Raw genomic sequence first — 13,457 nt, 5'->3', positions numbered from 1 at the left:
AAAATAAAATAAAACAGGATTAATTTGAAAAGTACAAATGAGTTTATTTCTGCCATAAGACTGGTGAGTAATCCCGATGGTACAAGTACCTTTGAAATAGGAAAAATTCCCACTCTGAAGCGAATGAACACCACTGCTTTTTGGATAAGTACTGCCACTGAAGAATGGGAGAAAGACGCACACACTGCTCCGAGAAGACAATATGTGGTGACATTAAAAGGAAATATTCTCTTTAAGGTAAGTAATGGCTCTACATTTCATATTGAGCCGGGCATTATTCTTTTAGCTGAAGATGTAGAAGGAGAAGGGCATAGCTGGGAAATGGTAAATGGAGAGGAATGGCAAAGGCTATATATTCCCATTGCAGATCATGCTGATGATTTTTTTGTACAGGATTAAGAATAGAAGCTAAGTGTTTGAAAATATCTTCTTAGAAAGAAAGTGAAAGGAAAAAGCAGTCGATTTTGACTGCTTTTTTGTTGTTATTAAGACTTATTCAGTCTTTATTATTTCGCGATTAATTATTAAACTTCTTGAAAACCAATGTCGCATTGTGTCCTCCGAATCCGAAGGCATTGCTCAACGCAAAGTTGATATTCTTTTCTTTAGCTTCTCCAAAGACAATATTCACATCCTTCGGAATACTTTCATCGATCGTATGAAGGTTGATGGTAGGAGGGATAATTCCTTTTTCTATAGCCTTGATAGAGAGGATGGCTTCCGCAGCACCTGCAGCACCTAATAAATGCCCCGTCATAGATTTCGTGGCACTGATATCAAGGTTTTTGCTTCCTCCGAATAATTTACTGATGGCTTTAAGTTCAACCAGATCACCAAGTGGGGTAGAAGTAGCATGAGGGTTAAGATAATCAAGATCCTCTACATTAGCCCCTGCTTCTTTCATTGCCAGCTGCATTGCTTTTATTGCACTGACTCCATCCGGATGAGGTGCCGTCATGTGATAGGCATCAGCTGTCATAGCAGCACCGGCTAGTTCAGCGTAAATTTTAGCGCCTCTCGCTTTAGCATGTTCATATTCTTCAAGAACAAGAGCTCCTGCGCCTTCACCCATTACAAAACCGTCTCTGTCTGTATCGTAAGGACGGCTAGCTGTAGCAAAATCGTCATTTCTGGTAGACATTGCCTTCATTATGGAGAAGCCTCCTACAGAAGCAGGTGTAATTGCTGCTTCAGAACCACCGCTGATGATTACTTTGGCTTTTCCAAGACGGATATAGTTGAAAGCATCCATTAATGCTGTATTTCCCGTTGCACAGGCTGAAATAGTGGTGTAGTTGATTCCCTGAAGACCAAACTTCATAGAAATCATTCCCGAAGCCATATTGGCGATGAACTTAGGAACAAAAAAAGGATTAAACCTTGGTGTCCCGTCGCCTTCTGCAAAATTCATCACCTCAGTCTCAAAGGTGAGCATGCCACCCTGTCCGGTTCCCCAGATCACTCCCGTATCAAACGGATCCATGTTTTCCAGTTCCAATCCTGAATCCTGAATCGCTTCACTGGAAGCATACATGGCGTATTGTGAAAACAGGTCGCTTCTTTTTATTTCGTTGTGGGTAAGATGTGCTTTCGGATCAAAGTTTTTCACTTCACAGGCGAAGTGTACTTTAAATTTTTCTGAATCAAAATGGGTAATTAAACCTGCTCCGCTAACCCCGTTAATACTGTTTTGCCAAAAATCTTCGACATTGTTCCCCAAAGGCGTCACGGCGCCCAGTCCTGTAATGACAACTCTTTTCATATCTAGTTATTAATTTTGAATAGATTAGAGGTTCCCCTGGCAATCAGTCTTGTTTTGTCTGCGTTCCAAATCTCGCATTGCGCATTGACAAACTGCCGGCCTCTTTTTATAATTTTCGTTTCGGCTACAATATTATCATTTTCTTTTGCAGTTGAAAAATAATCGATCACATTATTAATGGTTGTAATGAAAGAATTTTCGTTCAGAGAGAACATCGTTGCTCCAATGATGTCGTCTACGATGGCTGCCGTGACGCCTCCATGAAGATTTCCGATCGGATTGAGCCATTCCGGCCTCACTTTATATTGAAACTCCAGATGTCCTTCTTCTGCAGAAACCACAATAGGGTTCAGCCATTTCATAAACGGTGAAGGTGACTGATCAAATTCTTTTCCAATGAATTGCTGCAGTTGTGCTAGTCTGTTCATATCTTCTGTTTTACTTTTCTAAAATCATCGTTACACCCTGTCCGCGTGCGGCACAAATAGAGATGAATCCTTTTCCGCTTCCTTTTTCGTGAAGCAGTTTGGCAAGTGTGGCGATAATTCTTCCGCCTGTAGCTGCAAAAGGATGGGCTGCGGCAAGACTTCCGCCTTTTACATTCAGTTTATTTCTGTCGATTTTCCCTAATGCTTTTTCCAGACCGAATTTTTTTGCCAGATCGTCATTTTCCCAGATCTTAATCGTAGCAAGAACCTGAGCGGCAAAAGCTTCATGAATTTCATAATAATCAAAATCTTCCAGACTCATTCCTGCTTTTCGAAGCATTCGGTCTGCGGCAAAAACGGGTGCCAAAAGAAGATTCTGTTTGTTTTCCACATATTCTATGCCCGCTACTTCCGAAAAAGTGACATACGCTAAAATAGGAAGACCATTCGCATGGGCCCATTCTTCACTGGCCATTAAAACTGCTGAAGCACCATCGGTAAAGGGCGTTGAATTTCCGGCAGTCAAAGTTCCATTTTCTTTATCAAAAGCAGGTTTTATCTGAGAAAGCTTTTCAATACTGGTGTCTCTGCGGAGATTATTGTCTTTATCTAATCCAAAAGCGGGAATGACCATATCATCAAAAAAACCTTCATCATAAGCTTTTGCCATATTCTGATGGCTTCTTAAAGCTAGCTGATCCTGTTCTTCACGGGATATCTGATAGTATTTTGCGGTGATTTCTGTATGTCCGCCCATGACAAGACCGGTTTGGGGTTCCTGTCCTTTGTAGGGGATAGGCATCCAGTCTTTAAGCTTTGGAGTCAGTAACTGTTTTAGTTTTCCAAATATTGATTTTTCTTTATTGGCTTTTAATAAAGCTTTTCTTAATCTGGGTGCAGATTCAAAAGGAATGTTGCTCATTGCCTCAACACCACAGGCTATGCCGCTTTCAATCTGCCCCAGTGCAATTTTATTCCCAATGTAAACAGCAGCTTCAATTCCTGTATCACATGCCTGCTGAAGATCGCACGCAGGAGTAGCAGGATCAAGCGAGGTATTCAGTACTGTTTCTCTGATGAGGTTGCTCTCAGAAATGTGTTTGATCACCGCACCGCCAGCCACTTCGCCAAGGAGTTTACCCTGTAAATGGTATTTGTTGATCAGCCCGGTAAGAGATGCTTCCAGAAGTTCCTGATTGTCCAGATCTGCGTAGGCTGTATTGATTCTGGCAAAAGGAATTCTGCTGTATCCTACGATAGCCACTTTTTTTGTTTCCATATTGAAAATTTATGAGGAAAGTGTTTTTAATTCTTTGTCGATCATGAGTAATATCCTGTCTAAGGCAAGATGCAGATATTTTTCATTCTCTGTTGTTTTGGAAAGCAGTATTCCGCCTTCTATGATCATGATAAACAGAGAACCGTATTCATGAGGATTAATGTGTTGCTGTATTTCTCCGTTTTGTTTTCCATGAGTGATCACATCAGCTATTTTTTTGATCCAGCCTTCAAAAGATAAAGTAACCTGTTTTTTGAGACTGGGAAATGTATCATCAGCTTCTGTGGCCGCATTCATTAAAGGACAGCCTCCATTTTCAAAGACTGTTTTCCAGTTTTTGCGGTAAAAACTGACAAACGCATGTAATTTGTCTATCATGGTCGGAAATTCTTCCCCTAAAGATCTGGCCATATTCTTTGCCAGCAGACTTGAGTTGTATTTATAAACCTCGAGTGCTACCTCATCTTTATTGCCAAAATTTCCATAAATGCTTCCTTTGGTAAGGCCTGTCGCTTCTGTGATATCAGATAAAGACGTAGACATATAGCCTTTGGTATTGAACAATGGAGCTGTTTTCTCTATGATAAACTGTCTGGTCTTTTCTGCTTTTGACATTGAAGTACTTAATTTCAATGCAAATATACAAATAATATACCGATTGGTATATTTTATTATTCCATTTGTTTTTACCACAAAAGTCACAAAAGCTTTTGAACATTTAAGTGTATGTAAAGTTTAAAACTGTGTGCTGAAGAAGACCGCATGAGTTTTTCGAACATCAGCGGTTTTCTGTGAAGAATTAAACCATTAAGATTTTTAAGCTGATAAGAATAATTAAGAATCGGTGAACGGATATAAAACATTAGATCTGATACCGTTTGATATTCTCTTAACTTTCCCTAATCTTAAAAAACTTAATGGCCTAAATAAAGAAATTTGAAAATAATTATGCTAAAGTAGCATTCAGCGTAATTTCAAAATTAAAAGCTGCACTTACAGGACATCCTTCTTCAGCTATTTTCGCATATTTCTGGAAATCCTCTTCAGAAAGTCCCGGAACTTTTGCTGTCAAAGTCAGTTCAGATTTTGTGATCTTTCCCACACTTGGATCAAGGGTGATCACAGAAGTTGTTTTTAATTCTTCAGGAGTAAAACCTGCCTGTGAAAGTTCAGCACTCAGTTTCATAGTGAAACATCCTGCGTGTGCTGCAGCAAGCAATTCTTCAGGATTGGTTCCCACTCCGTCTGCGAAACGGCTGTTGAAAGAATATTGAGTTTCGTTTAAAGTAGTACTTTGAGTAGTTAAATGTCCGTTACCTTCTTTAATGTTACCGTTCCAAACGGCTGTTGCGTTACGTCTCATAATGTTTGCTTTTTGTTGTTTTTAATATGTTGATTTTGATGATACAAAGATATAGGGGGTATAAGTTCCATTCAATAGATAAAAAGGATTAAATATTGTACTTTTTTCCCGAAGAGTAATTTTTTTTAAAATTGGATGGAGTACTGCCTATTTTGTTGGTGAAAAGCCGGTTAAAATAGGCCGGATCCTCGTAACCCAGATCATAGGCGATCTCTTTCACAGGTTTATCTGTATAAAAAAGCAGTCTTTTAGCTTCCAACAAAATTCTGTTAATGATAAACTGATTGGGCGATTCTATATTCAGACTTTTAAATTTATGCGTTAATGTTTTTGGGGCTAAATGAAGAAGCTCTGCATAATCTGCAACGTTATGCTTGTCCCTAAAGTGTATTTCAAGATATCTGCTGAAATCCCTGAAGACATCCAGTTCGCTGCCGGGAATTTTTATGCTGCCATTATTCAGATGCTGTTTCTTCCAGTTTCTTGTGGCGCGGATGATGATCTGTTTTACATAGGTTCTGATCATTTCCTCAGCAGAAGAATCTTTCCACTCCAGTTCGTCTTTTATTTGTCGGAATAGGTTTTTAATATCAGAAGTCTCTTCATCAGTAAGCTCTACAAATGGAATCTCAAATACATTATGAAAAAGAAGTCCGTCACAGGCAACTTCTTTATCGTGAATCTGAATGCAGTAAAAATCACGATTGTAATGTAGCAATATGGCTTCCTCTTTTCCTTTTTCTATTTTCAGATGTTGGCTGGTGAGAAAAAATAAGGAAGGTTTTGAAACTTGATAATGATTAAAATCTATGGTCAGCTGATAGCCTTCCGGTATGAAAAGTATTTTAATATCATATTTAAATTTATTACCATTAACTGTCTTCAGATTTTCTTCTGAGAACATTTCAAGTCCGAGTTTTTTATAGTGATCCTCAAAAATAAGCTGCTGCTGCATACAATTACTTTAGCTTAAAGATACAAAAAAGAAGTTTTTGATTAGATTAATAAATGATGTGAGTTTCTGGAGGATATATTTTAAAGGTTGAGATGGTTCTTATTATTAATTTTCGGGATTGTTTTTCAATTTAACCTTACTTTTTTAATAAAATGTAAATAAAAAATAAAAATTATATATTAGTTGATTGGTTTTTTATCAATTTTGCAAAAAGTACTGTATTGAATGATAACTTTAATTTCTTCAAAGATTAGATGAGCAAGCTAGAGAATATTTTGAGAGAAATAACTCCATTGTCTCCTGAGGACAGTTTTCTTGTATTTGACCGGATAAAAGCATCTTTTGATTTTCCGTATCATTATCATCCGGAAATCGAGATCAATTTTATAAGCAAAGGAAAAGGATACCGCAGGATGATTGGGGATCACACCGGAGAGATCGGCGATATCGAGCTGGTATTGGTAGGGCCTAATCTGCCACACTGCTGGGCCAATCATAAATGTAAAAACCGGAAAACGCATGAGATTACCGTGCAGTTTAATCAGGACTTCTTTAATCAGTCTATGATGGATAAAAATATCCTCAAACCCATAAGCAACCTGATGAAGGATTCCATTCGTGGGATTTTATTTTCTCAGGAAACTGCAGAAAAATTAAAAGACTCTTTTCTCAACTTATCCAAAATGAACAGTTTCGAATCTTTTATAGAGATCATGAAAATTCTGAACGAGCTGGCCATTGCCGAAGATAAAACGCTTTTATCCTCCTACAGCATAGAACTAGAAACCTTTGCGGATAATGATAAGATGAAGATTGTGCACGATTTTGTTCATAAAAATTTTGAAAGTAAAATAACACTTCATGATGCTGCCTCGCTGATCAATATGAGCAGCGTAACCTTTAACAGATTCATCAAAAAAAGAACGGGTAAGACTTTTGTAAATTATCTCAACGAAATAAGGATCAGCTATGCTGCAAGATGGTTGATGGAGAAGAATCTCACCGTTTTTGAGACTGCTTTTGAGGCTGGCTTTAATAATATAGCGAATTTCAACAAGGTTTTTAAATCAATCAAAAAAACAACACCTACTGAGTTTAAAGAGCTTTTTAAAGGAGTGAAAAAAATCGAGTAACTCGTTTTAAATAAAGGAAATACATATTGTGTGTTCAAGATCCGGATTGTTTTGTCCGGATCTTTTTTTATGCAAATCAGATGCTTTTTAATCAAAAAGTGTTAAAAAAATGTCATGATCAACTGATGAAAATCTAAAAGTCGTCAATCCCTATACTATTCTGAAAATCAGTAGATAGTTGCCGTGATTTAAAATTACCTGAAAAAATAATATCGTTTTATGATAAAATAACATTATATCTGACTGTTAACAAAATTTAGATTTGCTAATATGAATTAAATCTTAACAAAACTTTAATTATTTAGTGAAAGCAGAACATAATGTTGTTGAAAATAGAAGATAAATATTGTTTTATAATAAATAGCATTTAAAGTGATAGGGTTGATTCTCAAAATAAATCTTAATAAAACTAAACCTTATGAGAAAAACTGTTATACCGGTTTTATTAGTTTTTTCTTTGTCTGCTTACGCACAGGAAACTAAAAAGGCAGATACCGCTAATACAACCAAAATAGAAGAAGTGGTTGTGACATCTTTAGGGATCAAGAGGCAGGCCCGCGCGCTTACGTATTCCAGCCAGCAAATTAGCGGAGATGAGCTAACCGAAGTGAAGACGCCTAATTTTTTAAACTCTATCAGTGGAAAAGTTTCCAACGTACAGATCAATAGAACGAACGGTGTAGGAAGTTCGGTTAGGGTTTTAATGAGAGGGAATAAATCAGCCAACAATAGTCAGCCACTGTATGTAATAGATGGCATACCTATCATTAATGGAGTAGGAAAGATTGCGGAGGCCAGCCAATATTCTACCATGCCTGATGCGGGGGATGTTTTAAGCTCCATCAATCCGGATGATATTGAAAGCATGAACTTCTTAAAAGGGGCTTCGGCTTCTGCTCTTTATGGCTCTATGGGAGGCAACGGGGTGATCCTGATTACCACTAAAAAAGGGAAGTTAGGAAGAAGCTCTATAACTTATAATACGAGTCTGACGGTAGATCAGGCCTATAGTCTTCCCAAACTGCAGCATACCTATCTTTCTTATGATCCTGCAGTTTCTGGTCAGGCTCCCGGTGTTTCCAACGAAAGCTGGGGTGCAAAAGGTGCTTCCAAGGATCACCTGAAAGATTTCCTGCAAAATGGAACGACATGGGTGAACAGCCTTTCTTTCCAGTCAGGAACCGAAAAATCAACGAATTATTTCTCAATAGGAAATACTACGAATAAAGGGATTGTTCCTTCTTCTTATTTCGATCAATACAATGTTTCTTTTAGAAATTCCAGCAAATATCTGAATGATAAGTTAACGTTGGATGCTAATTTTATTGGCTCTTTACAAAACAGCATCAACAGACAGACTCCGGGTATTTCTTTTTCACCTTTAGTGAGCTTATATTGGTTGCCAAGAGGAGTAGATTTTGATCAATATAATGATAGCAACTATTTTTATATAGACAAATCGAGATTATTACCCGGTCAAAATTGGTGGGCTGTAGGACCGGACGGAAAATTCAACGGAAATCCTGCAACGCAAAATCCTTACTGGATATTAAATAGAAACAGAGTTACTGTTAATAACAAAAATACCTATACCGCTTTATCTCTGGCCTATCAGATCAATCCTTGGTTATCTGCAAGAATAAGAGGGAATTATAGCTGGAATATTACCGATAGTCAAAGAGGGGTCTCGGCATATTCAGATCCAAATCTTATAACGAGTAACGGCATTAATGGAAGACTTCTTCAAAACAAATATGAAAACACTTCTACTTATGGTGATGTTTTATTAGTAGGTAGTCCAAAATTAAGCGATGATATTTCATTGGATTTTACAGTTGGGGGAAGTATCAATACCTCAAGGAATACAGTAACTGAAATTGATAATGCTTATTTGGCGATTCCGAATTTGTTTGCAGTCAGTAATCTGCTATGGAATGTAGACAGAGCTGTAGGAGATGGGTTTCACAATATAAGTTACAGTACCAAAAAACAAATACAGTCGGTTTTTGCAAGTGCTTCATTAGGCTACAAGAATATGGTTTATGTAGATATGACCTTTAGAAATGATTGGGACTCTACATTGGCTTTAACAGGAACGAACGGGTACGATTATGAATCTGTAGGGGTTAATGCTGTATTATCCTCCATCTTCAAACTGCCTGAAACCATTAATTTTTGGAAAATAAGAGGGTCTTACGCTACTGTAGGATTAGGATTACCCCCCAACTTAACAACTGCAACCAATCTATATGATACTGTTTACGGATATAATGTGGATGCCGGTCAGATTGTAAAACCTAAATATTCACTTGTGACAGATCCTGCTTTCAAAGAATTATTTGTAAAGCCGGAACTCAATAAAACGTTTGAAGCCGGTACCGAGTTAAGATTGTTCAAAAACCGTTTAAGTTTTGACATTACATATTACAATTCAAATGCTTCCAACCAGCTTTTGGCGCTTGATATTTCTTCTAACTTAGGAGGTTTACCGTCCGGTTCCTATTATGTAAACGCTGGAAAGATACAAAATACAGGTTTTGAATCTTCTCTGTCCTATAAAATATTTGATTCAGAAAAATTCGGATGGACGGCTAATTTAAATGGGTCTACCAACAAAAACAAAATTGTAGAATTATTTCCATCCAGCATCAATGTTCCGGAAAGTCAGCTTCTTAAACTTACTGGTGGTGGCGCTTATACCAAACTTAAATTGGGCGGATCTTTCGGAGATATCTATGGGATTAAATTCCTGAGAGATGATCAGGGAAGAATTCTGGTTGATGCTGATGGAAAGCCTTTAGCAGATAAAAACCTCGGGTATTTAGGTAATCCGAATCCTAAATTTATGGTAGGGTTTGCCAACTCTTTCAACATAGGAAAATTGGGGATTTCTTTCCTGATTGATGGGAAATTCGGAGGCAAAGTTCTGTCTCTTACAGAAAAAGCAAATGATCTGCTTGGGGTAAGCCAGAACAGCGCTTCTGCAAGAGATGCAGGTGGAGTAGCTATCCCGAACGCTGTATATGCACCGGGAACTCCGAATGCAGGAGCTGCATACACCGGCTTGACCGATGCTAAAGCTTATTATAAAACTGTAGGAGCGAACCAGGAAGGAGCAGGAATTGATGAAGCTTATATGTACAGTGCAACCACTGTAAGACTGCGTCAGGCGTCTATAGCCTATACTTTTGATATCAACTCCACTTACCTGAAAAATGCAACCGTAAGTATAGTGGGAACAAATCTATTTTTCTTTTATAAAAAAGCACCGTTTGATCCTGAACAGGTTTCAGGAAATACACCTGGAGGCGTAGGAGTGGATTCTTTTGGTATACCCATTACCAGATCTATCGGATTATCATTAAAAGCTAACTTCTAAATATACAATACTGAAATGAAAATAATTAATATTAAAACATATATACTTGGAGTAGCAGTGCTTTTTTCTGCCTCCAGTTGTATCGGAGACTTTGAAGAGTTTAATCAGCAAAAAGTGGGAGGCCCGGAAAATTTTTATGCCGATTTTACAGCGATTACAGATCCTATGAAAGCGATACAAAGAGGCTTTCAGGCAGATTATCAGTTAGCGACCAACCTCAATGCAGATATGTTCAGTGGAATGTTCAGTACAGCATCACAATTTAATGGGGGTACCAATAATCTTACTTATTTAATGATGGATGGCTGGAACAATAGAATCATCGCAAGACAGCAGGACACCTTTAATTATTCTATTGTCATTGATAATGCTGCAAAATCCTATTATAACGGGATAGATTTCACAGCAACTTTTGCGATGAAAAAAGTATTAAAAGTTCTTGTGGCAGCAAGGGTTTCAGATCGTCACGGACCTGTGGTGTACAGCAAGTATGACACCCCTAATTCAAACGGTATTACAGATTTCGATTCTCAGCAGGACGCTTACAACAATTTCATTCATGATCTTACCATTGCCATCGCTGATTTCCAAAAAGTACAAAATACTTCGGCAACACAAAATGTAGAAGATAAAGCTGTTGTGAAAAAATCAGACTTGATTTATGGTGGAGACATAGGCAAATGGGCAAAATTGGCCAACTCTCTTAAACTGAGATTGGCTTTGCGTATGAGCTATGCTGATCCCGCAAAATCAAAACAGTATGCTGAAGAAGCGCTGGCCTCATCCGCTGGATTGATATCGGATAATGCAGACAATGCACTGATCAGTGTTGGACAGCACGAATTAAGCTTTATTATTTATTCGTGGGGTGACTGTTCTGTAGGGGCACCAATAATGGCCTATATGAATGGATTCAAAGATCCCAGACTTTCTGCGTATGCCAACCCTGCAACTGATCCGGCAACCTATATCAACGGTAAACCTCAATATATAGGAATACGTCAAGGTATTGATTTAATAAATGGACAGCCTACATATGGCGGTTATTCTCAACCGGCAGCAAGAGCAGCCAGTGGAGATTATTTTTCCGGTGTAAATGGAAAATTTAAATTGTTTACTGCCGCTGAAACCTGGTTTTTAAAAGCTGAAGCAGCTTTGAAAGGTTATTCAGGTGCAGGTGATGCACAGGCTGATTATCAGGCTGGTGTCGGTCAGTCTTTTGGAGAATGGGGTAAAAGTTCTGATGTAGCTGCTTATCTTGCGGATGGTGTTTCTACCGAAGCTCCCTATATTGACCCTAAAAATGCAAATAACAATATACTTGCTGGAGATTCGCAGTTAAGTACGATTACAATTGCCTGGAACAACAGTGATTCTAACGAAAAGAAACTTGAAAGAATTATCACTCAAAAGTGGCTGGCGCTTTATCCGGATGGTCCTGAAGCATGGGCTGAACAGAGAAGAACCGGATATCCGGTTTTATTCAAAGTCAGAAAAAATGATAGCGGAGGATTAATTAATACAGATCAGATGATTAGACGAATTCCGTTTACCAATGATACAAAAAATTCGACTTTTAATTATGCACAGGCGGTTCAGCAATTAGGCGGTCCTGATACCGGAGGAACCAAACTTTGGTGGGATAAAAAGTAATAATTTTAAGCAGATCAATCATAAAGATATAGAGGCCGTCTCAAAAGTTAGATTTAATTTGGTTTTTTTTCATTCCGGTAGAAGAAATCTTTTACAGCGTAGTTTCAGGATTCTTCAATTTTAGTTTCGTTTCAATCCGGAATGGCTCTTTTGAGAGGCTCTCTTTATCTTTAATTTTTTTAGTTTGAATATGGAAAACAAAAGCTCTGAACTCCGTTCTGTAAAACCGATCTTCTGGATCTCAACATTATATTTTGCAATGGGAATACCCTTTGTGACCATTAATGCAGTTTCCGGAATTATGTACAAGGATATGGGAGTTTCAGATTCCAAGATTACATTCTGGACAGCACTTATTATGTTTTCCTGGACCTTAAAACCTCTGTGGAGCCCCTTTCTCGAGATTTATAAAACAAAGAAGTTCTTTGTTGTTGCTACACAGTTTGCTATAGGGATTCTATTTGCTCTGGTTGCCTTGACGCTGCCTCTGCCGGATTTTTTCAAATACAGTATTGCTCTTTTTGCGGTGGTCGCATTTTGTGGTGCGACTCATGATATTGCGGCAGATGGAACGTATATCAATTTTTTAACAAACAGAGAACAGGCAAAATATATTGGCTGGCAGGGCGCTTTTTATAACCTGGCTAAGATCATAAGCAGCGGAGTGCTGGTTTATTTTGCAGGTGTTTTAGAAAAAACAAAAGGAGTTGTGAATGCCTGGATGATCATCATGGGAATTTATGGTCTTCTGTTTTTTGCTCTGGCAGTATATCACTACGCTGTTTTACCTAAAGAAAACAAAAAAGAAAAAGAAATAAGGAAAGCAGGAAACATCCGTAAGGAGCTGTTGGAAGTGATCACTTCTTTCTTCAAAAAAAAGAATATCATGTGGGCGGTACTGTTCATTATCCTGTATCGTTTTGCAGAAGGATTTGCCATAAAAATTGCTCCCCTGTTTTTCAAAGCACCCAGAAGCTCAGGAGGATTAGGTTTGTCCACGTCTGATATTGGGCTTATTTATGGAACATATGGTTCAGCGGCGTTTATTCTCGGATCTGTTTTAGCAGGCTATTTCATTGCTGCAAGAGGATTAAAAAAATCTCTGATCTGGCTGTGTTCGGCTTTTAATATTCCATTTGTAGTCTATGCATTGCTGGCTTACTTCCAACCGACGGAACTGCTTCCGGTAGGTGTCGCAGTGGTGGTGGAATATTTTGGATACGGATTCGGTTTTGTGGGGCTGATGCTTTACATCATGCAGCAGATTGCACCGGGTGAACATAAAACAGCTCATTATGCTTTTGCAACAGGTATTATGAACCTTGGTGTTATGCTTCCTGGAATGTTCAGCGGGATGATCAGTGACTGGATAGGATACAAAATGTTTTTCATCTGGGTTCTCATTGCTACTATACCGGCTTTTGTTGTAACCCTTCTCGTTCCGTTCTCACATCCTGAGAAATTAAAAGAACACTAAATCAATTATTAAATACATTAAACAAAAA

11 protein-coding genes are annotated in these 13,457 nt (G+C 38.1%); 5 read left to right on the top strand and 6 right to left on the bottom strand.

Annotated features, from left to right (window positions below; translation table 11 throughout):
• The first annotated feature begins 24 nt into the window (after nucleotides 1-24).
• Nucleotides 25-399, top strand: a complete 375-nt coding sequence (locus tag IW16_RS02145; RefSeq protein WP_228376897.1) for a cupin domain-containing protein — start codon at nucleotides 25-27, stop codon at nucleotides 397-399.
• Nucleotides 400-517: 118 nt separating this feature from the next.
• On the opposite strand, the gene fabF is transcribed toward IW16_RS02145, so the two are convergent.
• The 6 genes from fabF to IW16_RS02115 form a co-directional block, all read right to left on the bottom strand.
• A complete protein-coding gene (fabF, locus tag IW16_RS02140) occupies nucleotides 518-1,762 on the bottom strand; it encodes a beta-ketoacyl-ACP synthase II (RefSeq protein ID WP_034739225.1) in 1,245 nt (414 codons plus the stop codon).
• A 2-nt stretch (nucleotides 1,763-1,764) separates the two neighbouring features.
• Nucleotides 1,765-2,190, bottom strand: a complete 426-nt coding sequence (locus tag IW16_RS02135) for a PaaI family thioesterase (protein WP_034739224.1) — start codon at nucleotides 2,188-2,190, stop codon at nucleotides 1,765-1,767.
• Between the two features lie 10 nt (nucleotides 2,191-2,200).
• Nucleotides 2,201-3,469 carry an acetyl-CoA C-acetyltransferase gene (locus IW16_RS02130; protein WP_034739222.1) on the bottom strand — a complete coding sequence of 423 codons (1,269 nt, stop codon included), beginning with the start codon at nucleotides 3,467-3,469 and terminating at the stop codon, nucleotides 2,201-2,203.
• Between the two features lie 9 nt (nucleotides 3,470-3,478).
• Nucleotides 3,479-4,084: a TetR/AcrR family transcriptional regulator gene (locus IW16_RS02125; RefSeq protein WP_034739220.1), complete on the bottom strand. Its 606-nt coding sequence runs from the start codon at nucleotides 4,082-4,084 to the stop codon at nucleotides 3,479-3,481.
• 331 nt (nucleotides 4,085-4,415) lie between these two features.
• Nucleotides 4,416-4,832 (bottom strand): OsmC family protein, encoded by a 417-nt coding sequence (locus IW16_RS02120; RefSeq protein WP_034739219.1) that lies wholly within the window; start codon nucleotides 4,830-4,832, stop codon nucleotides 4,416-4,418.
• An 88-nt stretch (nucleotides 4,833-4,920) separates the two neighbouring features.
• On the bottom strand, nucleotides 4,921-5,787 hold the full coding sequence (locus IW16_RS02115) for a helix-turn-helix domain-containing protein (RefSeq protein ID WP_034739218.1): 867 nt from the start codon (nucleotides 5,785-5,787) through the stop codon (nucleotides 4,921-4,923).
• Between the two features lie 254 nt (nucleotides 5,788-6,041).
• Here IW16_RS02115 and IW16_RS02110 point away from each other — a divergent pair, with 254 nt between their 5' ends.
• The 4 genes from IW16_RS02110 to IW16_RS02095 all read left to right on the top strand — a co-directional run bounded on the left by IW16_RS02110 (nucleotide 6,042) and on the right by IW16_RS02095 (nucleotide 13,429).
• Nucleotides 6,042-6,920 carry an AraC family transcriptional regulator gene (locus IW16_RS02110; protein ID WP_034739217.1) on the top strand — a complete coding sequence of 293 codons (879 nt, stop codon included), beginning with the start codon at nucleotides 6,042-6,044 and terminating at the stop codon, nucleotides 6,918-6,920.
• A 418-nt stretch (nucleotides 6,921-7,338) separates the two neighbouring features.
• On the top strand, nucleotides 7,339-10,299 hold the full coding sequence (locus IW16_RS02105; RefSeq protein ID WP_083536092.1) for a SusC/RagA family TonB-linked outer membrane protein: 2,961 nt from the start codon (nucleotides 7,339-7,341) through the stop codon (nucleotides 10,297-10,299).
• Nucleotides 10,300-10,314: 15 nt separating this feature from the next.
• Nucleotides 10,315-11,952 carry a SusD/RagB family nutrient-binding outer membrane lipoprotein gene (locus tag IW16_RS02100; protein WP_034739216.1) on the top strand — a complete coding sequence of 546 codons (1,638 nt, stop codon included), beginning with the start codon at nucleotides 10,315-10,317 and terminating at the stop codon, nucleotides 11,950-11,952.
• A 190-nt stretch (nucleotides 11,953-12,142) separates the two neighbouring features.
• Nucleotides 12,143-13,429 (top strand): MFS transporter, encoded by a 1,287-nt coding sequence (locus IW16_RS02095; RefSeq protein WP_034739214.1) that lies wholly within the window; start codon nucleotides 12,143-12,145, stop codon nucleotides 13,427-13,429.
• The last annotated feature ends 28 nt before the right edge of the window (nucleotides 13,430-13,457 follow it).

It is taken from the genome of Chryseobacterium vrystaatense (genome assembly GCF_000737765.1).
Classification (GTDB): Bacteria; Bacteroidota; Bacteroidia; order Flavobacteriales; family Weeksellaceae; genus Chryseobacterium; species Chryseobacterium vrystaatense.
Note: the sequence above shows the minus strand (reverse complement) of the source record. Positions and strands in the feature narration are given on the sequence as shown.